The sequence below is a fragment of the Novosphingobium sp. BL-52-GroH genome, assembly GCF_044813085.1.
Classification (GTDB): domain Bacteria; phylum Pseudomonadota; class Alphaproteobacteria; order Sphingomonadales; family Sphingomonadaceae; genus Novosphingobium.
The window spans coordinates 1168423-1193130 of sequence record NZ_CP171152.1 but is presented as its reverse complement, the minus strand read 5'-3'; the positions used below and the strand labels follow the sequence as shown (position 1 = coordinate 1193130).

26 protein-coding genes are annotated in these 24708 nt (G+C 68.5%); 10 read left to right on the top strand and 16 right to left on the bottom strand.

Going from position 1 to position 24708, the window contains the following annotated elements; all coding sequences use genetic code 11:
* Positions 1-5: 5 nt before the first annotated feature.
* Positions 6-719, top strand: a complete 714-nt coding sequence (locus tag ACFFDA_RS18255) for a hypothetical protein (RefSeq protein WP_404482204.1) — start codon at positions 6-8, stop codon at positions 717-719.
* 98 nt (positions 720-817) lie between these two features.
* On the top strand, positions 818-1192 hold the full coding sequence (locus tag ACFFDA_RS18250) for an EthD domain-containing protein (protein WP_404482203.1): 375 nt from the start codon (positions 818-820) through the stop codon (positions 1190-1192).
* A gap of 64 nt (positions 1193-1256) precedes the next feature.
* Here ACFFDA_RS18250 and ACFFDA_RS18245 read toward each other — a convergent pair whose 3' ends face one another.
* Positions 1257-2087, bottom strand: coding sequence for an SDR family NAD(P)-dependent oxidoreductase (locus tag ACFFDA_RS18245; protein ID WP_404482202.1), 831 nt, complete (start codon positions 2085-2087; stop codon positions 1257-1259).
* A 106-nt stretch (positions 2088-2193) separates the two neighbouring features.
* Positions 2194-2664: an Lrp/AsnC family transcriptional regulator gene (locus ACFFDA_RS18240; RefSeq protein WP_404482201.1), complete on the bottom strand. Its 471-nt coding sequence runs from the start codon at positions 2662-2664 to the stop codon at positions 2194-2196.
* A gap of 98 nt (positions 2665-2762) precedes the next feature.
* Between ACFFDA_RS18240 and putA the strand changes: the two genes are divergently transcribed.
* Together putA and ACFFDA_RS18230 are read left to right on the top strand one after the other, a co-directional pair.
* Positions 2763-6359 carry a trifunctional transcriptional regulator/proline dehydrogenase/L-glutamate gamma-semialdehyde dehydrogenase gene (gene putA, locus ACFFDA_RS18235; protein WP_404482200.1) on the top strand — a complete coding sequence of 1199 codons (3597 nt, stop codon included), beginning with the start codon at positions 2763-2765 and terminating at the stop codon, positions 6357-6359.
* A gap of 168 nt (positions 6360-6527) precedes the next feature.
* Positions 6528-7064, top strand: a complete 537-nt coding sequence (locus ACFFDA_RS18230) for a riboflavin biosynthesis protein RibD (RefSeq protein ID WP_404482199.1) — start codon at positions 6528-6530, stop codon at positions 7062-7064.
* A gap of 15 nt (positions 7065-7079) precedes the next feature.
* Here the strand turns inward: ACFFDA_RS18230 and ACFFDA_RS18225 are convergent, their stop codons facing one another.
* The 6 genes from ACFFDA_RS18225 to cobA form a co-directional block, all read right to left on the bottom strand.
* On the bottom strand, positions 7080-8282 hold the full coding sequence (locus ACFFDA_RS18225) for an MFS transporter (protein ID WP_404482198.1): 1203 nt from the start codon (positions 8280-8282) through the stop codon (positions 7080-7082).
* 312 nt (positions 8283-8594) lie between these two features.
* The gene (locus ACFFDA_RS18220) at positions 8595-9401 is read right to left on the bottom strand and encodes a phosphoadenylyl-sulfate reductase (protein WP_404482197.1); all 807 of its coding nucleotides are present in this window, start codon (positions 9399-9401) and stop codon (positions 8595-8597) included.
* A 22-nt stretch (positions 9402-9423) separates the two neighbouring features.
* Complete coding sequence (locus ACFFDA_RS18215) at positions 9424-9861, bottom strand: DUF934 domain-containing protein (protein ID WP_404482196.1); 438 nt, start codon at positions 9859-9861, stop codon at positions 9424-9426.
* A complete protein-coding gene (locus ACFFDA_RS18210) occupies positions 9854-11488 on the bottom strand; it encodes a nitrite/sulfite reductase (RefSeq protein ID WP_404482195.1) in 1635 nt (544 codons plus the stop codon). The genes ACFFDA_RS18215 and ACFFDA_RS18210 overlap by 8 nt, the downstream gene beginning before the upstream one ends.
* Positions 11488-11784 (bottom strand): DUF2849 domain-containing protein, encoded by a 297-nt coding sequence (locus ACFFDA_RS18205; RefSeq protein ID WP_404482194.1) that lies wholly within the window; start codon positions 11782-11784, stop codon positions 11488-11490. The genes ACFFDA_RS18210 and ACFFDA_RS18205 overlap by 1 nt, the downstream gene beginning before the upstream one ends.
* Entirely contained in the window at positions 11781-12572 is a 792-nt protein-coding gene (gene cobA, locus ACFFDA_RS18200; RefSeq protein WP_404482193.1) for a uroporphyrinogen-III C-methyltransferase, read from the bottom strand. Before cobA ends, ACFFDA_RS18205 begins: the two co-directional genes overlap by 4 nt.
* Positions 12573-12825: 253 nt before the next feature.
* Between cobA and ACFFDA_RS18195 the strand changes: the two genes are divergently transcribed.
* Together ACFFDA_RS18195 and ACFFDA_RS18190 are read left to right on the top strand one after the other, a co-directional pair.
* A complete protein-coding gene (locus ACFFDA_RS18195; RefSeq protein WP_404482192.1) occupies positions 12826-13518 on the top strand; it encodes a helix-turn-helix domain-containing protein in 693 nt (230 codons plus the stop codon).
* 317 nt (positions 13519-13835) lie between these two features.
* Positions 13836-14759 carry a GGDEF domain-containing protein gene (locus tag ACFFDA_RS18190; RefSeq protein ID WP_404482191.1) on the top strand — a complete coding sequence of 308 codons (924 nt, stop codon included), beginning with the start codon at positions 13836-13838 and terminating at the stop codon, positions 14757-14759.
* A gap of 18 nt (positions 14760-14777) precedes the next feature.
* Here ACFFDA_RS18190 and ACFFDA_RS18185 read toward each other — a convergent pair whose 3' ends face one another.
* From ACFFDA_RS18185 to ACFFDA_RS18170, 4 genes are all read right to left on the bottom strand, one after another.
* Positions 14778-15251, bottom strand: coding sequence for an RES family NAD+ phosphorylase (locus ACFFDA_RS18185; RefSeq protein ID WP_404482190.1), 474 nt, complete (start codon positions 15249-15251; stop codon positions 14778-14780).
* 300 nt (positions 15252-15551) lie between these two features.
* The gene (locus tag ACFFDA_RS18180; RefSeq protein WP_404482189.1) at positions 15552-15971 is read right to left on the bottom strand and encodes a heme-binding protein; all 420 of its coding nucleotides are present in this window, start codon (positions 15969-15971) and stop codon (positions 15552-15554) included.
* A 100-nt stretch (positions 15972-16071) separates the two neighbouring features.
* Entirely contained in the window at positions 16072-16818 is a 747-nt protein-coding gene (locus ACFFDA_RS18175; protein WP_404482188.1) for a GntR family transcriptional regulator, read from the bottom strand.
* A 93-nt stretch (positions 16819-16911) separates the two neighbouring features.
* Complete coding sequence (locus ACFFDA_RS18170; protein ID WP_404482187.1) at positions 16912-18477, bottom strand: GNAT family N-acetyltransferase; 1566 nt, start codon at positions 18475-18477, stop codon at positions 16912-16914.
* Positions 18478-18621: 144 nt separating this feature from the next.
* Here ACFFDA_RS18170 and ACFFDA_RS18165 point away from each other — a divergent pair, with 144 nt between their 5' ends.
* Complete coding sequence (locus tag ACFFDA_RS18165) at positions 18622-18894, top strand: hypothetical protein (protein ID WP_404482186.1); 273 nt, start codon at positions 18622-18624, stop codon at positions 18892-18894.
* A 21-nt stretch (positions 18895-18915) separates the two neighbouring features.
* Here the strand turns inward: ACFFDA_RS18165 and queF are convergent, their stop codons facing one another.
* On the bottom strand, positions 18916-19386 hold the full coding sequence (gene queF, locus ACFFDA_RS18160) for a preQ(1) synthase (RefSeq protein WP_404482185.1): 471 nt from the start codon (positions 19384-19386) through the stop codon (positions 18916-18918).
* 153 nt (positions 19387-19539) lie between these two features.
* Positions 19540-20049: a hypothetical protein gene (locus ACFFDA_RS18155; RefSeq protein ID WP_404482184.1), complete on the bottom strand. Its 510-nt coding sequence runs from the start codon at positions 20047-20049 to the stop codon at positions 19540-19542.
* A gap of 4 nt (positions 20050-20053) precedes the next feature.
* On the opposite strand from ACFFDA_RS18155, the gene ACFFDA_RS18150 reads away from it, so the two are divergent.
* The 3 genes from ACFFDA_RS18150 (at position 20054) to ACFFDA_RS18140 (ending at position 23119) form a co-directional block, all read left to right on the top strand.
* A complete protein-coding gene (locus ACFFDA_RS18150; protein ID WP_404482183.1) occupies positions 20054-20791 on the top strand; it encodes a hypothetical protein in 738 nt (245 codons plus the stop codon).
* An 85-nt stretch (positions 20792-20876) separates the two neighbouring features.
* A complete protein-coding gene (gene metC / locus ACFFDA_RS18145) occupies positions 20877-22091 on the top strand; it encodes a cystathionine beta-lyase (RefSeq protein WP_404482182.1) in 1215 nt (404 codons plus the stop codon).
* A 2-nt stretch (positions 22092-22093) separates the two neighbouring features.
* Positions 22094-23119 (top strand): mechanosensitive ion channel family protein, encoded by a 1026-nt coding sequence (locus ACFFDA_RS18140; RefSeq protein WP_404482181.1) that lies wholly within the window; start codon positions 22094-22096, stop codon positions 23117-23119.
* Between the two features lie 70 nt (positions 23120-23189).
* Here ACFFDA_RS18140 and ACFFDA_RS18135 read toward each other — a convergent pair whose 3' ends face one another.
* Positions 23190-23489 (bottom strand): hypothetical protein, encoded by a 300-nt coding sequence (locus ACFFDA_RS18135; RefSeq protein ID WP_404482180.1) that lies wholly within the window; start codon positions 23487-23489, stop codon positions 23190-23192.
* A gap of 146 nt (positions 23490-23635) precedes the next feature.
* Complete coding sequence (locus ACFFDA_RS18130) at positions 23636-24559, bottom strand: SMP-30/gluconolactonase/LRE family protein (RefSeq protein ID WP_404482179.1); 924 nt, start codon at positions 24557-24559, stop codon at positions 23636-23638.
* Between the last annotated feature and the right edge of the window lie 149 nt (positions 24560-24708).

The following is a 24708-nucleotide window of genomic DNA, read 5'->3' as shown; positions in this document are numbered from 1 at the left end:
CCGCGATGGCACAAGTCCCCGCCACCCCCACCAAACGCGGCGTATCGCAGGAGATCGTGCGCGCCGCGCGGCGACAGCGCTCGATCCGGCTCTACAACGCCCGCAAGGAGCAGTGGCGCCATCGCGGCCGCCGCCTGCGCCGCGCCTTCCTGGCGATGGCGGGCATCTACATCGCCGCGCTCGTCGCCGCCCTGGTGCTGGGCGGGATCTCGTTCACCACGACGCTGCTGACACTGCTGCTGGGCATGGCGGTCTTCGTGGTGCTCTCGATCTATCCCGCCAGCCCGCGCACCCACGTCGAGGACCTGAACGCTGCCAGCCTGCCCGAGCTGGCCGGTTCGACCGAGCTGTGGCTGGAAGGCAAGCGGCGCGCGCTGCCCAACGCGGCGGTCGACGCGATCGACCTCATCGGCGTGCGGCTCGAACAGCTTGCCCCGCAGCTCGCCGTGCTCGACGAGCGCGGACCTGCGGCGCACGAGGTCCGCAAGCTGCTGACCGAGCACCTGCCGGCAATGGTCGACAGCTACACGCGCATCCCGCCCGCCCTGCGCGGCAAGCAGGGCGCGGCGGGCACCAGCCCCTCGGACCAGCTCGTGGACGGCCTGGCCGTCATCGCCGACCAGATCGAGGCGATGAGCGAGGACCTGTCGCGCAACGACATCGACGCGTTGGCGACCCGCGGCCGCTTCCTCGAAGTGAAGTACCTCGACCGCGATTGACCGGCCGCGCCCTCCGGCCACCCCTTATCGCCGGGGCGGCGCGGCCGTGCTCCCGCGCCGTGGTATCGCCTGCCGGGAAACGACCGGGAGGGACCGCGATGGCGGCCGACGCGTACAAGATCCTGCTGTTCATGAAGCGCCGGGGGGACATTTCGCCCGAGGCCTTCCGCGACTACTACGAGACCCGCCACGCGCCCCTGGCCGGGAAGCACGCCAGCGGGGTGAGCCGTTACATCCGCCGCTACATCGAGCCGCAGCCGCACCCGGAAACCGGGGCCTTCACCGATGGTCCCGACGTCATCACCGAACTGTGGTTCGAGGACGAGGCGATCTATCGCGCCACGCTCGCCTACGTCACCACCAGCCTGATGCCCGCCGAGATAGTCGAGGACGAGAGGAACCTGTTCGACCGGGCCTCGTTCCGCATCGCCACGGTGGTGGAGCGGGAAACGGACTTCGGACGCGGAGCCTGATCTCGTCTTCTTCCCCACGTCATTGTCGCCTGCGCGGGAATGACGTGGATAGGTTCCCGGGCGCTCAGGCTCCCGCCTTCGTCGACAGCAGCCCGATGATGCCGCCGTCGACGCGGATGTCGGTGCCGCTGATGTAGGAGGCGGCCGGCGAGCAGAGGAACTCGGCGACCGAGGCGATCTCGTCGCCATGGCCCATGCGCTGCTGCGGCACCATGTCGATCATCGCGCGGAGCTGGGCGTTCTCCTCCGCCTCGGCACGGCCCATCGGAGTGTCGATGAAGCCGGGCGCGATCGAGGCGATGCGTAAGCCCCGCGCCCCGAAGGCGGGCGCCTCGCGCTCGACGAAATTGATGACGGCGCGCTTGGAGACGGCATAGCTCATCCCGGGATCGTCCATGAACCGGGCGATCCCCTCGGCATTGCCGGTGGCCACGAAATCGCGGATCGAGCCGAGCAGGACGGGATCGGCCAGCATGTAGGCCGAGACCGAGGAGATCAGCACCGCGCAGCCGCCGGGCGCGAAGCGCGGGAGCAGGGCGGCGACGAGCCGCTCGGTGGCGTGGTAGTTGACCGCGAAGATGCGCCGCCCGTCGCTCATGGTGGGCGACAGGCCGGCGGTATGCACGAGGCCCGCGAGCGGCGCGTCGCCGAGCGCGGCCGTGACTTGCGCGGGGAAGTCCTCGGCGGCGATGTCGGCGGCGAGCACGTCGATCCGGGCGTCGGCGCAGGCGTCCTGCAGTTCGCGCGCCAGCGTCGCAAGCCGGTCGGCATCGAGGTCGCACAGCAGGAGCGGGCGGCCTTGCGCGGCGAAACGCCGCGCCGCGGGCCGGCCCATGCCGCCCGCCGCTCCCGTGACGACGATGGTGCCGGGAACGGTTCCGGGAACGGTGCTCATGCTCTCTCCTTGGGTTTTCTGCGATGTCCTGAAAGCGGTGCTATCGCGGGCCCCGGTGCGGGGCCAGTGACGCGGGCAGGTCATCGCCGGGGCGGGGCGGGCGCGCTCAGCCGCCGCCGTCCTTCACCGTCTCCATCGCCACGAAAGTCGATGTGCTGGAGACGTGCGGCAGGCTGGAGATCTTCTCGCCCAGCACCACGCGATAGCGGCGGATGTCGGCGGTGCGCACCTTGAGCAGGTAGTCGAAGCTGCTGGCGATCATGTGGCATTCCTCCACTTCGGGAATGCGCTGGACCGCCCGGTTGAATTCGAGGAGCGCCGTCTCGCGCGTGTCGGACAGCTTGACCTCGGCGAAGGCGACATGGTCGAGCCCCAGCGCCGCCGGATCGACGACCGCGCGAAAGCCCCGGATCACGCCGCTTTCGGTCAGCCGCCGCAGCCGCACCTGGCACGGCGTCTTGGACATGCCGACGGCCTTGGCGAGGTCGGTGACGGTGATCCGCCCATCGGCGCGCAGCACGGCGACGATCTTGCGGTCGAGGTCGTCCAGTTCGACCGATCTTGGGGCCTTGGTCATCTTCTTTGCCTATGGAATAGATAAAAATAAGTCAGATCGATCCCATGAGTGCCTCTAAAAAGTCGGATCGACAAGCGCGAATCGGTTAGGCTCGCGTCATGACCACATCGCCCTTCGCCGCCTTCGCGCCCGCCGTGCGCGACCTGTCGCCCTTGCGTCGCGCCATCGCCGAGGCGAGACGCCGCGACGAGGCCGAATGCCTCGCCCCGCTGCTCGACGCGGCCAGCCTGCCCGCCGAGACGCGTGCCGCCGTCCGTGCCACGGCGATAGCGCTCGTCACGGCGCTGCTGGCCAACCACAAGGGCACCGGGGTCGAGGGGCTGGTGCAGGAATATGCGCTGTCCAGCCAGGAAGGCGTGGCGCTGATGTGCCTGGCCGAAGCGCTGCTGCGCATTCCCGACCACGCCACCCGCGACGCGCTGATCCGCGACAAGATCGCCGACGGCGACTGGAGCGGGCACCTGGGCGGCGGCAAGTCGCTGTTCGTCAACGCCGCGACCTGGGGGCTGGTGGTCACCGGCAAGCTGGTCGGCTCGGTCGACGACCGGGGCCTCGGGGCGGCGCTCACGCGGCTGATCGCCCGCGCCGGGGAGCCGGTGATCCGCCGCGGCGTCGACCTTGCCATGCGCATGATGGGCGAGCAGTTCGTCACCGGCGAGACCATCGACGAGGCGCTCAAGCGCGCCCGGGACCTCGAGGCGAAAGGCTTTCGCTACAGCTACGACATGCTGGGCGAGGCGGCGACCACGGCCGCCGATGCGGCGCGCTACTATGCCGACTACGAGAACGCGATCCACGCGATCGGCAAGGCGGCGGCGGGTAGGGGCATCTACGAGGGGCCCGGCATCTCGATCAAGCTTTCGGCGCTCCACCCGCGCTATGCCCGCGCCCAGGCCGAGCGGGTGATGGGCGAACTGCTGCCCGCGGTGAAGGCGCTGGCGGTGATGGCGCGTGGCTACGGCATCGGCTTCAACATCGACGCCGAGGAAGCCGACCGGCTCGAGCTGTCGCTCGACCTGCTGGAAAGCCTCGCGCTCGATCCGGACCTTGCCGGATGGAACGGCCTGGGCTTCGTGATCCAGGCCTACGGCAAGCGCTGCCCCTTCGTGATCGACTGGATCGTCGATCTCGCCCGCCGGGCGGATCGCCGGATCATGGTCCGCCTCGTCAAGGGCGCCTACTGGGACGCCGAGATCAAGCGCGCCCAGGTCGACGGGCTCGCCGACTTCCCGGTCTACACCCGCAAGGTCCATACCGACGTCGCCTACATCGCCTGCGCGCGGCGGCTGCTGGCGGCGCCCGACGCGGTGTTCCCGCAATTCGCGACGCACAACGCGCAGACCCTGGCGACGATCTATCGCCTCGCCGGGCCCGACTTCGCGGTAGGGCGGTACGAGTTCCAGTGCCTCCACGGCATGGGCGAGCCGCTTTATTCGCAAGTGGTCGGCAAGGACCGGCTCGACCGCCCCTGCCGCATCTACGCCCCGGTCGGCACCCACGAGACGCTGCTCGCCTACCTCGTGCGTCGGCTGCTCGAGAACGGCGCCAACTCCTCCTTCGTCAATCGCATCGCCGATCCCGGCGTGCCGATCGCGGCCCTGGTCGCCGATCCGGTCGAGGTGGTGCGCGCGATGGCGCGGCCGGGCGCGCGGCACGACCTGATCGCGCTGCCGGCGGACCTCTATCCGGGGCGCCGCAATTCGGACGGCATCGACCTCACCGACGAGATCGCGCTCGCCGCGTTGGCGCGGGCGCTGGAGGGCTCGGCGCAGGAGGACTGGCGGGCGCTTGCCGAAGGGGCCGAGGGGCCCGCGCTGCCCGTGCGCAATCCGGCGGACCACGGCGACATCGTCGGCACGGTGATCGAAGCGGCACCCGGCGATGCCGCCGCCGCGGTGGCGCGCGCGGCCGCCGGGACCTGGCCCTGCGTCCCGGTCGCCGAACGGGCGGCCATGCTCGAACGCGCGGCCGACGTCATGCAGGCACGCATGGGGGCGCTCATGGGCCTGGCCATGCGCGAGGCCGGCAAGTCCGCCGCCAACGCCATCGCCGAAGTGCGCGAGGCGATCGACTTCCTGCGCTACTACGCCATGCAGGCGCGCGCGACCTTCGGGCCGGAGCAGGTTCCGCTCGGCCCGGTGGTGTGCATCAGCCCCTGGAACTTCCCGCTGGCGATCTTCACCGGGCAAGTCGCTGCCGCGCTCGTCGCCGGCAATCCGGTCCTCGCCAAGCCGGCGGAGGAGACCCCGCTGATCGCTGCCGAGGCGGTGCGCATCCTGCACGAGGCCGGCGTTCCCGCCGATGCCCTGCAGATCCTGCCGGGCGCCGGCGAACTGGGCGCCGCGCTGGTCGCCGCGCCGCAAGTGGCCGCGGTCATGTTCACCGGCTCTACCGAGGTCGCGCGCCTCATCCAGGGCCAGCTCTCCTCGCGCCTGTCGCCTGCGGGCCGTCCGATCCCGCTGATCGCCGAGACCGGGGGGCAGAACGCGATGATCGTCGACAGCTCCGCGCTCGCCGAGCAGGTCGTCGCCGACGTCATCGCCTCGGCCTTCGACAGCGCCGGCCAGCGCTGCTCGGCATTGCGCGTGCTGTGCCTGCAGGAAGACGTCGCCGACCGCACCCTGGCGATGCTCGAGGGCGCGCTCGCGCAGCTTCGCGTGGGGTGCCCCGACCGCCTCGCCGTCGACGTCGGCCCGGTCATCGGCGCCGAGGCGCAGGCCGGTATCGTGCGCCACGTCGACGCCATGCGCGCGCGCGGGTGCCGGGTCCAGCAGGTCGCGATCGGCGAGGACACCGCGCGCGGCACCTTCGTGGCCCCCACGATCATCGAGATCGGCGCCATAAGCGAGCTGGAGCGCGAGGTTTTCGGCCCCGTCCTCCACGTCATCCGCTTCCGCCGCGACGATCTGGGCAAGCTGGTCGAGGCGATCAACGCGACCGGCTATGGCCTGACGTTCGGCCTGCACACCCGCCTCGACGAAACCGTCGCGCGCGTCACCGCGCAAGTCCGTGCGGGCAACCTCTACGTCAACCGCAACACGATCGGCGCGATCGTGGGCGTCCAGCCTTTCGGGGGACGCGGGCTTTCGGGGACCGGGCCCAAGGCGGGCGGTCCGCTCTACCTCGGCCGGCTGGTCGAGGAAGGCCCCCGTGTGCTTCCGGTCGCGGAGACGCCGCCGGTCCTGCTGACCGCTTTCGCGAACTGGCTCGAGGCGGCGGGAGATGATGCCGCGAGCGCCCGTGCGCTGGGCGCGGCCACGGCGCTGGGCGCGGTGCTCGAACTGCCGGGGCCGGTGGGCGAGCGCAATCTCTACGCCCTCCATCCCCGGGGTCGCATCCTGCTGCGGCCGACGACGCGCGAAGGGCTGCTGGGGCAGATGGCCGCCGTTCTCGCGACCGGCAACCGCGCGACGATCGAGGGCATGGACCTACCGGCAGGCCTGCCCGCCGCAGTGGCCGACCGCTTCCGCGACGATCCTTCCGAATCGTTCGCCGCCTGCCTTGTGGAAGGTGACGCCGCGGCGGTGCGGGCCGCCTGCGAGTCGGTGGCCGATCTGCCGGGGCAGATCGTGCCCGTCCACGCCTGGGACGGCCGCGCAAGCGGTGCGAACGGCGCGTGGCTGCTGGAAGAGGTCTCCACCTCGATCAACACGACGGCTGCGGGAGGCAATGCAAGCCTGATGATGATCGGCTGACAAGTGCCTGAACTGGAGGAAGAATCCGGGATGGCGCCCGATTCGCGCCGAAGCGGGTCGTCGCGAGCGAGGCTCGCCCCGGCAGGCGGCATGCAACCCGACCCGAAGTGCGAGCTTTGAGTCGTTGCGACTGCTTCGCATTGGGGTAGTATGTCGGCCGGGAGTAGGATGATGAGCAGACTAGTCATCGATGCCGCCGCCAGCCTCGACGGCTTCTGGGCCGATGCGCGCGGCAGGAGCGTGCTTTCCCCCGGCGACCTGCACGGATCGGGTCTCTCGGGGCGGCTGGCCGACGTTTGCGGCGCCGTGGTCATGAGCCGCCGCTCCTTCGACATCTCCGGTGACACCGGCTGGATCGGCGAGGCCTACGCCGCCCAGACGCCGGTGTTCGTGGTCGGCGAAGAGGTCCCCGTGCAGGCGATGCGCGGCTTCCGGTTTCTCGACACGTATTCGGCGGCGTTCGCCGAGGCGAAGGCCGCGGCGGGCGAGCGCGTGGTGCTCGTGGTGGGAGAGGCGGGGGCGCTCAAGGCGGCGATGGGCACCGGCGAGGCGCACGACATCTGGCTACGGCTGATGGCACGCAGGCTGGGCGACGGCGCGCCCTTGTTCGAGGACGGTATCCCGGTCGAGAACTACTTCGTCTCCGAGATGGAGACGACGCCCGACGCCGTCCACATGCACCTCGAACTGCGCCTGGACGCCTGACCTCGATGCCCGCTCTCAGGCGGGCACGGCGTCCAGCGTCTCGCGCTTGTGGAGCGAGATGGTGATGAGGAAGATCGCCAGTCCGCCCAGCGCCAGACCCGATCCGATCCAGCCGGTAGAGGTCAGCCCGTAGCCTGCGGAAATCGCGACGCCGCCCAGCCAGGGACCCAGCGCATTGGCCATGTTGAAGGCGCTGTGATGCGCCGCCGCCGCCAGCGCCTGCGCATCGCCGGCCACGTCCATGAGGCGGGTCTGCAGGATCGTGCCGAGGCCGCCACTGAAGCCGATCAGCAGGACAACCAGGCTCAGCGTCCAGATATTCCCCGCCAGCAGCGAGAACAGCGCCAGCGACATGGCGCTGAACAGCAGCGCGCAGATCGCCGCCTTGGTCTGCGCACGGTCGGCGACCCAGGCCCAGAACAGGTTGCCCACGGTCATGCCGACGCCGAATACCGCCAGCACCGCGGGGACGAGACGCTCGGAAACGCCGGTCACTTCGATCATCGTCGAGGCGACGTAGGTGTAGACGCAAAACAGGCCGCCGAAGCCGATCGCGCCGGTCAGCAGCGTCAGCAGCACTTGCGGGCGGCGCAGCGCGCCCAGTTCGCGCAAGGGGCTGGCCGCAGCGTCCGCCTTCTGGACCGGGGCGTAGAGCGCGACGAGCGCCATGGTAATCAACGCGAGCCCAGCGACGACGCCGAAGCCGCTGCGCCAGCCCAGTTCCTGGCCCAGCCAGTTGGCGGCCGGCACGCCGATGATCGTCGCCACCGTCAGCCCGGACATGACCATCGCCACCGACTGCGCGCGCTTGTTCGCCGGCACCATCGAGGCGGCGACGAGCGCGGCGATGCCGAAGTAGGCGCCGTGCGGCAAGCCGCTGACGAAGCGGCAGAGCAGCAGCAGCGGATAGCTGGCGGCGAAGGCCGACATCCCGTTGCCCACGGCGAAGACCGCCATGAGCGCGATCAGCAGGGTGCGCCGCTCGATCTTGGCGGCGAGCACCGCGATGATCGGCGCGCCCACCACCACGCCCAGCGCATAGGCGCTGATCGCATGGCCCGCCTCGGGCTCGCTCAGGCCCAGGTCGCGGGCGAAGAAGGGAACGAGGCTCATCGCGGCGAACTCGGTCGTGCCGATCGCGAAGGCGCCCATCGCCAGCGCCAGGGTGACGAGCGCGGGATGGACGTGGCGGGGAGTGGTCTGGCTGTGGTCGGTCATGCTGCACTGCAAAATAGGGACATGTCTCGATCTAGACAACCGTTGCGTCCAGGGAAGGAGCGCGGGCGTGCGTTTACTGCACCTTGCGCGTCGCTTGGAGCAACTGATCGGGCGCCAGTCGGGCGCCGTGCAGGGCCCAGGGACGGTTCGCCGGACCCGGATGACCGTTCTCGTCTGTAGATCCCCGGCCTTTCGGCCCCGGACCTGCGGCGCGATTCGCTGCTGGTGACCGATCACGGCTTCCTGCCGCACGAGCTGTCGCGGCTGGGCTACGTGCCCAAGACGATGCCGCATCCGGCTTGAGGGGAGCGGTTAGAAGACCGGATCGAACCCGGGGGGCAGCTCGCTGGCCGGGCCGTCTTCCTGGCCGGGGACGTGGATCCCGCATTCGGTCTTGTCCCAGCCCTTCCAGCGGCCCGAGCGCGGGTCCTCGCCCGGGGCGACCTTGCTGGTGCAGGGCATGCAGCCGATCGAGGGATAGCCGTCCGCCACCAGCGGATGCGCCGGCAGGTCGTGCTCCGCGATGTAGGCGGCGAGCCGTTCGGACGACCAGTCGATCAGCGGGTTGATCTTGAGGCGGCCCTGGCTGTCGGTGGTGTCGATCTCGAAGCGCGGCAGGCTGGAGCGGGTCGCGGCCTGGAACGACTTGCGGCCCGAGAACGAGGCGTCGAAGCCGGCGAGGGCCTTGGCCAGCGGCTTGACCTTGCGGATTTCGCAGCAGCCGTCCGGGTCCCACGACCAGCGCAGTCCGTTCTCGTCCTTCTTGGCGATCTCGGCGGCGTCGGGCGTCAGGTTGCGCAAGTCCTGGAGGCCGAGGCGCTCGGCCAGGAGGTCGCGGTAGGCGAGAGTCTCGGGGAAGTGCTTGCCGGTTTCCAGGAACAGCACCGGCACCCGCGGGTCCACGCTGGCGACGAGGTGCAGCAGCACCGCGCTCTCCGCACCGAAGCTGGAAACGATCGCCACCTCGCCCGCCATGCGCTCCTTGAGCAGCGTCTCGAGCATCTCGCTCGTGTCGGCGCCCCGGAACAGGCGATTGAGGCGCACCGCGTCGGCCTCGACGAACCGGGGGCCGGTGTCGATGAGGTCGCGAACGCGGGTTTCGGCTTCGGTACGGAGCATTGGGTGGTCCCTTTTGTCCGGCTCAGGCTGCGGGGTGGCGCTTGGCCCAGATAGCCGGGCGGCCGTCGACGACGGTGGCCTGGTAGACATTGTCCCAGCGGTCGAACGTGTTCTGCGCGTCCCCCGGGTTGAGCGCCTTGTCGGGCGCGAAGGCATCGAAGCCGCAGCGGCGCAAGTGGGCGATCATGTCGACGACGACATCGCCCACGGCACGCAGCTCGCCGGTGTAGCCGGCCTCGCGCAGGAGGCGGCCCGAGGAATAGCCGCGCCCGTCGGTCCAGGCGGGGAAGCTGACTTCCACCAGCGCCAGGCGGTCGAGATAGGGCAGCAGGGCGCGCGCGTCGTCGCCCGGCTCGATGCGCACGGCAGTGGCGTTCGACTGTTCGGCGAAGTTGTCGACAGTAACGGCGGGGTCGTTGACGGCCTCGTCGTCACGGAAGCGGAACTGGACTTCAACCATAGATGGCCTCCTTGAACGGCTCCATGCCGATCCGGCGGTAGGTGTCGAGGAAGCGTTCCTCGCCCTGCTTGTTGGCGAGGTAGACCTGGGTGGCCTTTTCGACCGCGTCGACGACGCCGTCCTCGTCGAAGCCGGGGCCGGTGATCTTGCCCAGCGAGGTGTCCGCGCCTTCGCTGCCGCCGAACGAGAGCTGGTAGTTTTCCAGGCCCTTCTTGTCGACGCCCAGGATGCCGATGTGGCCGGCGTGGTGGTGGCCGCAGGCGTTGATGCAGCCGGAGATCTTGAGCTTCAGCTCGCCGATCTCGGCCTGCTTCTCGGGGCTGCCGAAGCGCTGCGAAATCTTCTGCGCGAGCGGGATCGAGCGGGCGTTGGCGAGGCTGCAGTAGTCGAGGCCGGGGCAGGCGATGATGTCGCCCACGGTGTCGAGGTTGGCGGTCGCGAGGCCCGCCTCGTCGAGCGCCTGCCAGACGGTGTAGAGGTCGGCCTTGCGGACGTGGGGCAGGACGATGTTCTGCGCGTGGGTGACGCGCAGTTCGTCGAACGAGTACTGCGTGCCCAGCTTTGCCATGAGGCGGATCTGGTCGGCCGAGGCGTCGCCGGGGATGCCGCCGACGGGCTTGAGCGACACGGTCGCGATCACGTAGCCCGGCTGCTTGTGCGCGGTCGTGTTGCGCTCCACCCAGAGGCGGAAGTCGGGGTCGGTGAGGTCCAGCTCGTCGGGCGCGGCGGCGTCGAACGCGGGGTCGACGAAGTGCGCCTTGATGCGCTCCAGCTCGGCGAGCGGGGGCTCGATCGGCTGGGTGAGCAGGTGCGCGAACTCCTCCTCGACCTGGCGGATGTACTCGTCCTTGCCCAGCTCGTGGACGAGGATCTTGATCCGCGCCTTGTACTTGTTGTCGCGGCGGCCGTAGCGGTTGTAGACGCGCAGGCACGCTTCGGAGAAGGTGATGAGCTGGTCGAGCGGCACGAAGTCGCGGATCAGCGGCGCGATCATCGGGGTGCGGCCCATGCCGCCGCCCGCATAGAACTGCGCGCCGATTTCGCCGGCGTCATTGCGGACCATCTTGATGCCGATGTCGTGCAGGCGCATCGCCGCGCGGTCCTTTTCGGACGCGATGACGCAGATCTTGAACTTGCGCGGCAGGACCAGGAATTCCGGGTGGAAGCTCGACCACTGGCGCAGCAGTTCCGCGTAAGGGCGCGGATCGATGATCTCGTCGGCCGCGGCGCCGGCGAACTGGTCGGAGCTGATGTTGCGGATGCAGTTGCCGCTGGTCTGGATGGCATGCATCTCGACCGTCGCCAGTTCGGCGAGGATGTCGGGGGTCTCGTCCAGCTTGATCCAGTTGTACTGGATGTTCTGGCGGGTGGTGAAATGGCCGTAGCCGCGGTCGTACTTGTCCGCGATGTCGCCCAGCAGGTGCATCTGCGCCCCGCTCAGCGTGCCATAGGGCACCGCCACGCGCAGCATGTAGGCGTGGAGCTGGAGGTACAGGCCGTTCTGCAGGCGCAGCGGCTTGAACTGGTCCTCGGTCAGCTCGCCCGAGATGCGGCGGCGGACCTGGTCGCGAAATTCGGAAACCCGCGTCTCGACCATCTGCTGGTCGTATTCGTCATACTTGTACATCAGATCACCCAGTTCACGGCTTCGGGGTCGGACGGCTTGAGCGTCAGGTCGGGGCGCACGGTGGGGCCCAGCGCGCGGATGCGCTCCTTGATGTGGCCTGGGCGAACGCCTTCCTCGGTCTTCACGGCATCGACGACATAGGCGGCGAAGACGTTCTGGACGCCTTCCTCGCGCGCGATGATGGCGGGCCCATGGTCTTCGACGTCGGCGGATTCGTTGACGTCGAGCGACCAGCCCACGCCCGTCCACCAGATGACCGCCCCGGACTTCAGGTCGTTGCCCGTCAGGATCTTCACTTCGTTGCCTCCAGCGCCAGTGCGCGAATGGTGTTGTCCGCCCAATCACTGTCGATTGCGGCGACGTCGCCGATAACGATAAGCGCCGGGCTTTGCACCCTCTCGCTTTCGACAAGGTCGGAAAGGCCGGCCAGCGGCGCGCGCAGCACGCGCATGTCGGCGCGCGTGGCCTTCTCGATCACCGCGACGGGCACTTCGGGAGCGAGGCCGTCGGCCATCAGCTTCTCGGTGATGTCGGCGGCGGTGGCGAGTCCCATGAAGATCACCAGGGTGCGGCCCTTGCCGGCGAGGCCCGACCAGTCCTGCTCCGACAGGCCCTTGCACTGGCCGGCGACGAAGCTGACGATCGAGGCATGGTCGCGGTGGGTCAGCGGGATCTGCGCGGCGGCGGCGGCTCCAAGGGCCGAGGAAATGCCGGGCACCACCTCGACGGGAACGCTCGCGGCACGGCAGGCCTCGGCTTCCTCGCCGCCACGGCCGAAGATGAACGGATCGCCGCCCTTGAGACGGACCACGTCGTTGCCGGCGAGCGCCTCGCGCACCAGCAGGGCGTTGATCTCCTCCTGCTTCATGGTGTGGCGCGAGCGGCTCTTGGCGACCGAGACCATGCGCGCGCCGGGCCGGGCCATCGCCAGGATCGCGGGATCGACGAGCCCGTCGTGGACGATCAGCGAGGCGCCCATCAGCAGCCGCGCGGCGCGCAGGGTGAGCAGGTCGGGATCGCCGGGGCCGGCCCCGACGAGGTGGACTTTGCCGATGCGGCCGGTGGAGACGGGATTCGCTGCCATGGCGGCGCAGATGGCGATGAATCCCGCGCTGCGCCAGCGATAATGGCTTTGCTGGGGGTTAGGGCAACTTTACGGGCGTGCTGCACCGGGCGGGTTCACGGGTATGGGCCAGACGGGGCCGCGCAACGCCAAAGTGGCCCCGACAACGAATAAAGCGGCTCCTAATCGTGAATCGGGAGCTTCATTAGCACGGATGCTAACCGAATCTTAACCGCACCAGTGGACGCTTCGTACACCTTAGGAGGCGATACGAATGCCCATTGCGGCCCATTTCGAAGTAAACGAGGCAAGCGACGGGCACCAGGGGATGCAGCCGCGTGCCGAGCGGCGCCGATTGCTGCTTGAAACCCACGGCGCGCTGGAGTCCGGCGCGGAAACACAGGTCGTCGTCCACAACTTCTCGGAAAGCGGCGTCCTGCTCGAAAGCCAGGTCGACCTGGAGATCGGCGAATCCCTCGAACTCGAGCTTCCCGAAGCGCCGCAGGCCCGCGCCCGGGTGATCTGGTCCAGCGGGCGGCTCTACGGCTGCGCCTTCGAGGGACCGATCCCGCCCGGGACCCTGAGCGCGGCGCAGTTGCGCAGCGCCGTGCAGAGCGAACTGGGGCTGGGGCCGACGCCGGCGCCTGCCGGACCTTCCGCGATCGGCGGCGAAAGCCTGGGCGAGCGCCTGCACCGCCTGCGCAAGCTGCGCGGCCTGACTCAGGGCGAACTCGCCAACCGGCTCGGCGTCAGCAAGCCCACGGTCTGGGCGTGGGAACAGGGACGCGCCCGGCCGATCGAGGAGCGCATCGAGGCGATCGCCGAAGCCCTGGGCGTCGAGAGCGCCGACTTGCGGCCGAGCCGCAGCGTACCGGGATTGTCCGACCTGATCTCGCGCTGCCGCGACCAGATCGCCGCGGCCGTGGAGACGACCCCGGACAAGGTCCGGATCATGATAGAACTCTGACGCGCCCCGTCCTGTCGTCCTCCTCTGCCGGCCCTTAACCATTCTAATTGAATGCCCACCACTTTCCGTATTTCCGACTCCGTCAATCGATGGTAAACATTCTGATAAGAATAGATTAATTTAGTTCTGTTAGTTAACAAAACTAATTGTCTAAAATTAGGGTGATGGATTTACATATATTGCAGAAGGTGCGGGCATGATCTGTTTGTCTACAGCATAACAGTCGCGTTCGCATTTCGGAGCCAGTCGGTCCCGCGGTCCATTCCGCCGGGTCGCAGGTTCAGCACCTTGGGCAGGACATCCGGGACGAAGTGGGCATGGGCATGAATTTCACCTTCCAGGAAAGCTCGGTCCTCTACGGCATGCTGGCCGAGAGCACGACCGACGTGATCCTCAAGACCGACCCCAAGGGGTTCATCGTCCACGCCACCTCCGCCATCGCCGAACTGGGGCACCGCAGTTCCGGGGGCGTTTCCGGAGGCGATTGCGGCACTCTGGTGGGGCCGCACCTGCTCGATCTCGTCGCCCCCGAGGCCAAGCAACAGGTCGCGCGGGCCCATGCCCGGGCCATGGCCGGCGAGGACGTGGACTGGATCGAATTCCCCGCCGTCACCCGCGACGAGCGCAGGCGCTGGTTCGAGATCCGCCTGCGCGCGCTCTTGCGCCACGACGGGGCACCCTACGGCGTTCTCGGCGTCATGCGCAGCGTCGACGAACTGCGCTCGCTCAGCGAACGGCTGTTCACCGCAACCTACTCCGATCCGCTGACCGGGCTGACCAATCGCACTGCCTTCATCTCGATGCTCGAGCACATGCTGGAAGCGGGAATGGACGGCTGCCTCGGCCTGTTCAGCATCGACTTCTTCCGCACCATCAACATGCAGTACGGCCAGAGCGTGGGGGACGAGGTGCTGACCGTCTTCTCCGACCTGCTGCGCGAGATGCTGCGGACCGAGGACATCATCTCGCGCATCGGCTCGGAGCGCTTCGCGGTGATCCTGCCGCGCGTCACCGCGGCGGAGGCCGAGGGCATCTGCCGGCGGGTGGTGACGACGCTGGCCGAACTCAAGCAGAAGGTGGGCACCAGCCACTTCGCGATGACCGCCAGCGCCAGCGTCGCGCGGATCGGCACCAGCCTCGATTCCACCATCGAGCGCGCCGAGATGGCGCTGTTCGTGGCCAAGGCCAAGGGGCGCAATCGCCTGGAGATGGAAAAGCCCGTCCGCCTCGCCGTGGGGTGAACGCGGGCCGCCGCGCCGTCAGCTCCCGGCCCGGGCATCCCCCCGATAGGCGTCCAGCATCGGCGGGCGGTGCAGGCATTCGGAAAAGCGGAACGGACGGACCGTGAGCGGCTTCACGCCGGCGGCATCGGGGTGGGCCGGGTTCAGCAGCACGACATCCGCCTCGGGCAGCACCGCGGAGGACACTGCGGCCAGCAGCGAGCGCCGCGAATCCAGCCAGGCATCGACGTGGGAGATCTTTCCGGCCGGAGCGAGGTTTGCGGGAACGCGCTCGGGCCGGGCATCGATGTCCGTCCAGCCCAGCAGGTAGTCCGCGTCCATGCTCGCCTCGTCCGCCAGGGCGTAGCGCAAGGCGATGAGCACGGCGAGACCCGCCTCGCTCGCCAGATTGACGACCGGGCGACCTGCGGACGAGTACCGGCCACCGAACCTGAGCGGTCCCGCCCCGTCGAGCGCCAGAAAGGGTTCGCGCGTTATCCGCCACAGCTTCACGACTGTCCTCCCTCTGGGTCTCGGCGCGGCTCTGCCGGCTGGCGGAAACGGGCGCAATCCGTTTTCCTACATGGTCGGCACCGCGTAGATAGGCCGCATGACCCGGACCGGACCAGCACCGACCCATCTCCGCGAAGCCTTGCCGGCGGCGCCCCGGATCGGTGGCGCGCGCCGGCCAGGTCCCACTCGTGGGGCAAGGCGAGAAGTCTTGCTTCTGGACAGTGTAAACCGTGTAAACCTGGGCCACGTTGCGGCGGGTGGATCGGCGCCGCCGGACCCGGCGTCACCCGGGGGGCGGGGTTACCCGGCGACGAGGCCCGCTGCCGCGATGCCGGCGAAAGCGGCCTCCTCGTCCTTGTCCGAAAGATCGCCGCTGACGCCCACGGCGCCCAGAAGGGTCCCGGCCGCGTCCCTGACCAGCACGCCGCCGGCGGCAGGGATCAGCTTGCCGTTCCAGGCGGCGGAAAGGGCGGCCATGAACTGGGGACGCTCGGCGGCCATGTCGCCCAGCTTGCGGCTGGAGACGCCCATCGCCAGCGCGCCCGCCGCCTTGCCGCCGGCGACGTCGGGACGGCCGTAGCCCGAGCCGTCCTCGCGCTCCATGGCGACGAAGTGGCCGCCGGGATCGAGGACGACGACGGTGAGCGGGTTCAGGCCCATCTCGCGGCCCTTGGCGCGGGTGGCGGCGATGAGGGTGCGGGCCTGATCGAGGCTAATCATGCAAAGGGTTCCTTCATGTCGGGAGGCAAAGCGATGGTCGCGCCCTTTCCTAGCCCGCAGCGCGACGGGCAGGCAAGCATGCGATGTATACGATGATGCGCTATTCGGCGGCGTCGAGCAGCGTCGAGCGGACCGGGGCGGCATCGCCCGTGCCGCCCAGAAGGTGGCCGTAGCGGACCAGGCCGATGCGCGTGCGGCGGATGTGGAGGACGAGCGCGGCCTGGGCGGTCTCCACCTCGCGCTTGACGACCGCGTCGTAGAGCAACTGGTGCTCGATGTCGTGGGTGCGTCCGCCGCCGCTGGTGGCGCCCGCCATCGCCAGCTTCATGTAGGCGCGGCGGTAGCTCTGCGTGGTGTCCCAGACGCGCTCGACGATCTGCGCGAGCAGGGGGGTGGTGTGGCGGCGATAGGTGATCCAGTGGAACTCGCGGCCCAGCGCGATGGCCTCGTCGATGTCGGTGACGCGCTCGTTGCGCTCCATCACCGCCCGCAAGTCCGCCAGGTCGCCGTCGGTGAGGTGGGGCACGCTGTCGGCGAGGAGCAGGGGTTCGATCCGCTCGCGGATCTCGTAGGAGACCTCGAGGTCGCGGCGGGTGAGGCTGGTGACGCGGGCCCCGGCATTGGCGCGCATGGTGACGAGGCCGCGGGCCTCCAGCATGCGCAGCGCGTCGCGCACCGGGATGCGGCTGGTGGCGAGTTCTTCGGCCAGCTCGTCCTGCTTGATCCGCGCGCCCGGGGCGAGGTCGCCCGCAAGGATGCGCTCGGCCAGGATGTCGGCGACGCGCTGGCTGGCGACACCCTGGGAAACGGGACCGTTGGGGGCGATGGGCGCGTGGTCTTTGGTCATGGGCATTTCATCCGCAGGTATACGATCGGCCATAGCCGCAAGCGTCGCCGCCGCCTAGGGGGGTGTCCTGTCCAACCGCCGCGGGCCCCCGCCCTAGCCGTTCGTCTGCGTCCATTCCACGCGGTAGAGGTCGAAGCGCCGGTCCTTGAGGTTCTGCACCGCGCCCGACTGGCGCGCGGTCAGCAGCGCGTCGAGGCTCAGGTCGGCGATGGCGATGGTCTCGGTGTTGGGCGCGGTGTCCGCCGCCACGCCGTCGCGGGCGAAGGGGAAGTCGCTGGGGGTGAGAATCGCGCTTTCGGCGTAGTGGACGTCCATGTTCTCGACGTTCGGCAGGTTGCCCACGACGCCCGAGGTGACGACGTAGCACTGGTTCTCCACCGCGCGGGCCTGGGCGCAGTAGCGCACCCGCAGGTAGCCGCGGCGCTCGTCGGTGCAGAACGGCACGAACAGCATCAGCGCGCCTTGGTTGACGAGGTGGCGGGCGAGCTCGGGGAACTCGCTGTCGTAGCAGATCATGACGCCGATCGGGCCGCAATCGGTCTGGATCACGTTGGCGCCGTAGCCGCCGCGCACGTTCCACCAGCGCCGCTCGGAAGGGGTGGGGTGCAGCTTCTGCGTCTCGTGCACCGCGCCGTCGCGCAGGAAGGTATAGGCGATGTTGCGGATCTCGCTCTTGCCGCCGCGCAGCTTGACGCGGGTGGGGTGCGAGCCGCCGATGATGTTGATGTTGTAGCTGACCGCCATGCGCTGCATGAACTCGACGAAGCGCTCGGTGTAGGTCGCGACCTTTTCGATCGCCTCCACCGGCTCGAGCTTCTTCTCCTCGATCGAGAGGAGTTCCAGGGTAAACAGCTCGGGGAAGGCCACGAAGTCGCTTTCGTAGTCGGCGGCGACGTCGATCCAGTATTCGACTTGCGCTTCGAACTGGTCGATCGTCTCGATCTTGCGCATCTGGAACTGCACGGTGGCGACGCGCACGCTGGAAGGGACGCGCTCCTTGAGGCCGGGAACCGCCTTGCCGGTATCACGCGGGGCGAGCGGGTTGGTCCAGTACATCATGACTGCATTGCCGCCGCTCTCGCGGTCGGTCGGGATATAGTCGGGCAGGATGCCGCGCGGCTCGTAGCCTTCGTTGATCTGGAAGTTGATGACCTGGTCGCGGATCTTCTTGTCCTGCACCGCCTGCACGTAGGCTGCCGGATCGGGGTAGTGGCGCTTGCGGCGCGAGTAGCCCGGCATGCGGCCGGCGAAGGCGATGCCCTTCAACTCGAAGTACTGGCACACTTCCTTGCGCTTGCGGTACAGGCGCTGACCGATGCGCAGGCGCCGGTAGTCGGGATCGACGCAGACCTCGAACCCGTAGAGCACGTCGCCCTCCGGCGCGGGCGGGCGGCCGTAGCCGCCGTTGCTGATCTCCTCCCAGGTGTGCGGTTTGAAGGCGAGGTCGGCGGTGACGATCATCGTCGCGCAGTGGCCCACGACCCTGCCTTCGTACTCGGCGACGAACTGGCCCTCGGGGAAGTTGATGACCTGGCCGCGGATCTCGGCGCGGGTGAAGGCATCGGCTTTGCCGTAGACCTTTTCGGAAAGGCGGGCGATCGCGGGCGCGTCCGCGACGGTGGCCTGGCGGATGACGAGCTTTGCTTTGGTCTGGTCCATGAGGGAGCTATTACGCGCCCGGAGCCCGGCGGTTCCAGTCCGTATTTGGCGCAGGGAGACATTGGCCGGCCTGCCGCTTTTTCTTGCGGTGGCGGGATACATGCGCGCGCCGGCCCGTTGTATCGGCAAGGAAGGAGACTCATCATGAGCGCCACCCTCTTCGCCCTCGCCTTGTTCGCCTGCTCCGACGACGGAACCGCGTGCGAGCGCTTGCAAACCCCCGTCCAGACCTACGAGACACGCGCCCAGTGCAATGCGGGGCTCGACGATGCGCTCGAGACCGAGGCTGCCCGCAAGGCGGAAGCGCCCACGGTCTATGCGCAGTGCCTGAACAACCGGCAGATGGCTTCGATCGGCAGCGGCGTGATCGATCTCACGCGCGTCAACGGGGCGCGGTTCGCCAGTTCGGGCTACTGATCCGGCTGCCGACCTTCGGCCTCAGCCTCGTCCGCGATATCCCTGCACGCCCTGGTCGGGCACCCAAAGGCCTTCGGGCGGAGCGCTAGACTGCCAGAACACGTCGATCGGGATGCCGCCGCGCGGATACCAATACCCGCCGATGCGGAGCCACCGGGGTTTCATCTCGTCGACCAGGCGCTGCCCAATGCCCACGGTGACGTCTTCGTGGAAGCCGCAGTGGTTGCGGAACGATCCGAGGAACAGCTTGAGACTCTTCGATTCGACGATTGTGTCGCCCGGTGCGTAGTCGAGGACGAGATGCGCGAAGTCGGGCTGGCCGGTGACGGGGCACAGCGAGGTGAACTCCGGCGCGGCGAAGCGCACCAGGTAAAGGCTGCCGACGCGCGGGTTGGGAACGTAGTCGAGCACGGCCTGCTCGGGCGAGGCGGGAAGGGCGCTCTGCTGGCCCAGATGCAGCGGCATCGAGGATGGTGTGGGAGTCTCGGTCATGCCCGAAGCCATGCCGTCAAGCTATCGACAAGACAAGTGGCTCTACGTTTGGCGAGGGCTTGCAACGGCTCGTCGCGTGTGCCCATGGCATTAACACGCGGTTCACAGCGGATTGGGCGACGGTGGCACGGTTATGAGGGGCAACAGCACAACCTATTCGCGCGCGGCTATCGCAACCGCGCTTTGGGGCACCGCGATCTGGACCGTCGGATCGGCCGGATCGCCCGTGTTTGCGCAGTCGATCAATTCCTGGAGCCTGCCCGAGCCGACCGGCACGCCCACCGCATCGACCGTGCAGGGGCCGACCGACGGGCAGAATCCTGTGGTTCGCCCGAGCCAGGCCGCGCCGACGCCGGTTCCGACGATCACCCCTCCGGCACCGGCAGCCACCCGGGCGCCCGTCGTGCCGGCACCGCAGCCTTCGCCCGAACCGCGCGCGGCGCCCTCCGCCACGCCGGCTGCGCGCGCGACACCGGCTCCGGAACCTCGAGCATCGTCCGTCCCGCAGCCGGATGCGTCGCCGTCGCCGTCGCCAGCTGCCGCGGCGGTTTCCGAACCCCTCGTTCCCGCTGCGGCGCCGAGCGAAGCGGTGGCGATGGATGCCGCGCCGACAGCGGCGAGCCCGGATGCGCGGGAAAACTGGCCGTTCTGGTGGTGGGCCACGCCGTTGGTCCTCCTGGTGGGGCTGGGCGCGCTCGTTGTATACCTGCGCCGCCGAAGCGCCGAACCGGCGGTCGAGGAGTGGGGCGAGCCCGTCGAGGCTGAAATACCGCAGTCGCAGGCGACGCCCGCCACGGGGCGGGCGCCGACCCCGCCCGCAGCCGCTCCGGTCGTACCGCAGCCCACCTTCGCGGCGCCTCCACCCGTTGTCGCACCCGCGCTTGTCGAACTGTCGCTGGAGCCCGTCGGCCTGCGCCTGTCGCTAGTCTACGCAACCCTCCAATATCGCCTGTCCATCGGCGCCGTCACCGACCTGCCCGCCGGCCGCCTGCTGGGCGACATGATAGGCGCCCATGGCTCCATCCCGCCCGAGCAGCAACTGGCCCCCGCGCTCGATACGCTCGCCATGCTCAAGGTCATCCCGCCCCTCGCCGCGGGCGAGAGAGCGACGCTTTCCGGCGAGATACAACTCCCTCTCAATGCGATCCGGCCTTTGCAGCGCGCCGGTGCCTCGTTCTTCGTGCCGCTGGTACGCCTTTGCGTCATTTCCGATGGGGATGCGCAGAGCGGCGCGGCGATCCTGCGCCGGGTCTACACCGTGGGTATCGAAGGCGGTGGCGCCGGGCTCTCGCCGCTGCGCCTGGATACCGGCCCGCGCGAGCACCGCGAACTGGCCGCTCGCGAAGTGGAGGCCGCGCGCGATTATCCCGTGCAGCCGGTCGATCATCGCCGGGCTGCCGGCTGACAACCGCATGACCCGCAGGCGCGGGGGTTTCCTAGAGTCTAGAAGATGTCCTAGAGTCCACCCGTGCGAATACACGGAGACGACATTGGATATTACCAGGCACCCGGACGACCTGTCGGAAGCGACCCGGATCGTGGGGGCAGGGCGGCGCAGCGAATGGACCGGGGCGGTCGTCAATCCGCCCGTCTGGCGCGCCAGCACGCATCTCTACGAGGACACCGCCGCACTTTTCGAGGGGCCCCGTACCAACGAGGACGGGCGCTTCTTCTACGGCCGCCGCGGCGCGCCGACCCAGTGGGCGCTTAGCGAAGCGCTGACCACGCTGGAGCCGGGGGCGGCGGGGACCGTGCTCTACCCTTCGGGCGTCGCCGCCATCGCCGGTGTCATGCTGACGCTGCTGCGGCCGGGTGACGTCGTGCTCATCAGCGACAATGCCTATGACCCGTCGCGGGCCATGGGCAAGGGCCTGCTCACCGACTTCGGCATCGAGCCCCGGTTCTTCGATCCGCTCGACATCGCCGGCTACGAAGCCCTGTTCTGCGAACGGACCCGCGCGGTGCTGCTCGAGGCACCGGGCAGCCTGTCGATGGAGATGTGCGACCTGGCCGCCCTTGCTGCCGTCGCGCGGGAAAAGGGCGCGATCTCGGTGCTCGACAACACCTGGGCGAGCCCGCTCGGCTTCCCGGCGCTGGAGCGCGGCATCGATATTTCGCTGATGGCGCTGACCAAGCACGTCGGCGGGCATTCCGACGTCATGATGGGCAGCGCCAGCGCCGGGCCGGAACTCTACGCCCGGCTGCGGCAACGCGCACAGCAACTGGGCACAGTGGTCTCGCCCGATGACGCGGCGCTGGTCCTGCGCGGCCTGCGGACGCTGCATCTGCGGTTGAAGCGCGAGAGCGACAGCGCTTTGGCCATCGCGCAATGGCTCGCCGGGCGGCCGGAAGTGGCACAAGTGCTCTGCCCGATGCTGCCGGGCGCACCGGGGCATGAGGTCTGGAAGCGCGATTTCACCGGTGGATGCGGCCTGTTCAGCTTCGTCTTCAAGGGCGGCACGGCCGTCGCGCGCAACCGCTTCGTCGACGGGCTGTCGCTGTTCGGCATCGGTTATTCGTGGGGCGGATTCGAGAGTCTGGCGTTGCCGATCGAACCTTCGGGCTACCGCAGTCGCATGGCTTGGCCGCCGGGACCGGCGGACGAAGCGGATCGTCACGGCGTGCGCCTCGCCATCGGCCTGGAAGACCCGCGTGACCTCATCGCGGACATCGAGCAGGCGCTCGTAGCCTGGCAGGGGCGGTGAACATGCCAAGCATCGCAGCGGCGCCTGCGCCTACGTCCACCGTGGCGGCGGCGCAGCGGCACATGTCCGGGGCCGACGGGATCAAGGACGCGGTCGCCTCGCGCAGCGACGCGGTCGGCGACGTGGTCAAGACGCTCGACAGGCTAGCCGTGCAAGTGGGGACCACGCGTTTCTCGGTGTGGGACCTCGTCGTCGTGCTGGCGGTGCTGGCGCTGGTGATCTCGATCGCCTGGGGAGCGAGCCGGCTGTCCAGTCGCATGCTGGCCCGTGCGACGCGGCTCGACCTGACCCAGCGGCTGCTCATCGAGAAGATGGTCAGCCTGTTCATCTGGGTCCTGGCGTTCCTCATCGGCGTGGACGTGCTGGGCATCGACCTGACGGCGCTGACGGTATTCTCCGGCGCGTTCGGCCTCGCCATCGGCTTCGGCCTGCAGAAGACCTTCGGCAACCTGATCGCGGGCATCATCCTGCTGATGGACAAGTCGATCAAGCCGGGCGACGTCATCGCCATCACCGACCAGGGCGGCAACTACACCTTCGGGCAGATCCGCCGCATCGGCATCCGCGCCGTGTCGCTGACCACCCGGGACCAGAAGGAATACCTGATCCCGAACGAGAACCTGATGGTGAACCAGGTCGAGAACTGGTCCTATTCCAGCCGCAACGTGCGCATCCAGGTGCCCGTGGTAATCCCCTATGCCTCGGACATCGAGCATGCCGAGCAACTGATGCTGGAAGCGGCGCGTTCGGTCCCGCGTGTGCTGGACGCGCCGCCGCCCACCGTCTGGCTCGGCAGCTTCGCCGAGAATGGCGTGGCCTTCGTCATCCACTGCTGGATCACCGACCCCGAGGAAGGCGTCGACAACGTGCGCTCCGACGTGCTCAAGACGCTGTGGCGGCTGATGCGCGAGAACGGCATCAAGGTGCCGTACCCGCAGCGCGACCTCAACTTGCGCGACACCGAGGTCATGCGCGACCTGATCGAAGCGCTGCGCGGACGTCCGGATGCGGGCGGCCATGATGCCTAGCGTTCGGTCCACTCAGATGGACCGGCACAGCACCTGATCCAGCTTCGCCGGATCAGGTTCCCAGCCTGCTTCAGACGGTCAGTACGAGGAGGTCGTCGGAGCGCGGCGGCACGGGCTGGAACGAAGGCAGCGGATCGAAGCCTTCGTCGATCACCTCGATCGCGGCAAGGCCAGCCAGCTTGAACTGCCCCAACTGCCGTTCGTCATCGCTGCGCCAGTTCTTGCTCATGTTCAAAGCGCTCAGGAACAGGTCGCCATGGCGTTCGAACAGCAGGTGCGGGGCCAGCCTGATGACGGCGCCATTGTACCGCGCCGCAACGAGTTTCTTGTGCGCGATGGCTCTCATCAGCTCAAGTCGGGTATCACTCATGGGGCGGCCTAAGTGCTGGCAAATCGATTGTGCATTGCAACATAATCGACGTTCCCCCGCGAGAATGCAAGCTTCTTCCCACCGGAGTCGGGCTGGCTGACCCACAATGGCACTACCCGTCAATGTACGGAGTGACGAATGCCTCGTCAAATGCTCGCGTTGAAAACCTCCCGGCCAGGCACCGGCATTTCCACCTTGTAGACCGTGCCAGTGCTGGATTCCGTAAAGAACAGCCACTTGTTGCCTGGCCCTCCGTAAGCCGCGTTGGTGGTGTAGCGGCCTTCAGGAACGTCGATGCGCAGCAGCGGTTCGCCACGGTTGGAGAACAGCCATACGGCGCCGAAGCCGACGTGGCAGACCACCAGGTTGTCCTCGGCGTCGATCGTCAATCCGTCCGGGCCCGAACCTCCCGACATCTGGATGTAGGTGCCGACTTTCGAGATCACTTCGCCACCGTTGACCAGCGGGCAGCGCCACACCGCATTGGCCCGGGTGACCGCTAGGTACAGCGCCGTCTCCGCCTTGTTGAGGACGAGGCCGTTGGGGCTGGGAATCCGGTCCAACATCAGTTCGAGGCGCCCGGTCCCGGCCCGCACGCGGAACAGACGGCCATTGGGATTGTGCCACCCGGACTGCCCCTGGTCGGTAAACCAGATGTCGCCGTTCCGGGCGATGGTCAGGTCGTTGCAACCCAAGAACGGCTCCAGCAGGTAGCGTTCGAACCAGGGTTCCGACTTGCCGGTCGCCGGATCGCAGATGACCATGCCCTTGTGGTGGTCGGCGACCAGCAGGCGGCCGTCGGACAGGAACTTCATGCCGTTGGGTTGGCCGTCGTATTCGAAGCCGACCTCGCATTCGCCGTCGGGCGCGATCCGGAACAGGCGACCCCAGGGGATGTCGGTGACCCACAAGTTGCCGGCCGCATCGAACACCGGGCCTTCCAGAAACACGGGCGCGGCGGCACCATGAAGCTGGACCTGCGCCCATTCGGTGGTTTCGCCGAAGCGGCGGAACCTGTCGGGAATACGGCAGAAGACCTCGGCCGTGATGGCGGGGGGCGCGGCGAACATCGCTCTCTCCTCGAAGTGATCGCCCGGACGGCAAAGGACCGGATCGGATACATGCTTGTGCCGGGCAGCCCTATTACGGGTTGACCGCGAGACAAAGAGCTTTCACGAGAAGTCTAAGCTCAACATCGCCAGATGGTATACATCTGGAG

Bases quoted from the DNA above. Each gene is read 5' to 3' on its own strand.
- ACFFDA_RS18255 (WP_404482204.1), top strand. From the start codon at position 6: ATGGCACAAGTCCCCGCCACCCCCACCAAACGCGGCGTATCGCAGGAG.
- ACFFDA_RS18250 (WP_404482203.1), top strand. From the start codon at position 818: ATGGCGGCCGACGCGTACAAGATCCTGCTGTTCATGAAGCGCCGGGGG.
- ACFFDA_RS18245 (WP_404482202.1), bottom strand. From the start codon at position 2,087: ATGAGCACCGTTCCCGGAACCGTTCCCGGCACCATCGTCGTCACGGGA.
- ACFFDA_RS18240 (WP_404482201.1), bottom strand. From the start codon at position 2,664: ATGACCAAGGCCCCAAGATCGGTCGAACTGGACGACCTCGACCGCAAG.
- putA (WP_404482200.1), top strand. From the start codon at position 2,763: ATGACCACATCGCCCTTCGCCGCCTTCGCGCCCGCCGTGCGCGACCTG.
- ACFFDA_RS18230 (WP_404482199.1), top strand. From the start codon at position 6,528: ATGATGAGCAGACTAGTCATCGATGCCGCCGCCAGCCTCGACGGCTTC.
- ACFFDA_RS18225 (WP_404482198.1), bottom strand. From the start codon at position 8,282: ATGACCGACCACAGCCAGACCACTCCCCGCCACGTCCATCCCGCGCTC.
- ACFFDA_RS18220 (WP_404482197.1), bottom strand. From the start codon at position 9,401: ATGCTCCGTACCGAAGCCGAAACCCGCGTTCGCGACCTCATCGACACC.
- ACFFDA_RS18215 (WP_404482196.1), bottom strand. From the start codon at position 9,861: ATGGTTGAAGTCCAGTTCCGCTTCCGTGACGACGAGGCCGTCAACGAC.
- ACFFDA_RS18210 (WP_404482195.1), bottom strand. From the start codon at position 11,488: ATGTACAAGTATGACGAATACGACCAGCAGATGGTCGAGACGCGGGTT.
- cobA (WP_404482193.1), bottom strand. From the start codon at position 12,572: ATGGCAGCGAATCCCGTCTCCACCGGCCGCATCGGCAAAGTCCACCTC.
- ACFFDA_RS18195 (WP_404482192.1), top strand. From the start codon at position 12,826: ATGCCCATTGCGGCCCATTTCGAAGTAAACGAGGCAAGCGACGGGCAC.
- ACFFDA_RS18190 (WP_404482191.1), top strand. From the start codon at position 13,836: ATGGGCATGAATTTCACCTTCCAGGAAAGCTCGGTCCTCTACGGCATG.
- ACFFDA_RS18180 (WP_404482189.1), bottom strand. From the start codon at position 15,971: ATGATTAGCCTCGATCAGGCCCGCACCCTCATCGCCGCCACCCGCGCC.
- ACFFDA_RS18175 (WP_404482188.1), bottom strand. From the start codon at position 16,818: ATGACCAAAGACCACGCGCCCATCGCCCCCAACGGTCCCGTTTCCCAG.
- ACFFDA_RS18170 (WP_404482187.1), bottom strand. From the start codon at position 18,477: ATGGACCAGACCAAAGCAAAGCTCGTCATCCGCCAGGCCACCGTCGCG.
- ACFFDA_RS18165 (WP_404482186.1), top strand. From the start codon at position 18,622: ATGAGCGCCACCCTCTTCGCCCTCGCCTTGTTCGCCTGCTCCGACGAC.
- queF (WP_404482185.1), bottom strand. From the start codon at position 19,386: ATGACCGAGACTCCCACACCATCCTCGATGCCGCTGCATCTGGGCCAG.
- ACFFDA_RS18140 (WP_404482181.1), top strand. From the start codon at position 22,094: ATGCCAAGCATCGCAGCGGCGCCTGCGCCTACGTCCACCGTGGCGGCG.
- ACFFDA_RS18135 (WP_404482180.1), bottom strand. From the start codon at position 23,489: ATGAGTGATACCCGACTTGAGCTGATGAGAGCCATCGCGCACAAGAAA.
- ACFFDA_RS18130 (WP_404482179.1), bottom strand. From the start codon at position 24,559: ATGTTCGCCGCGCCCCCCGCCATCACGGCCGAGGTCTTCTGCCGTATT.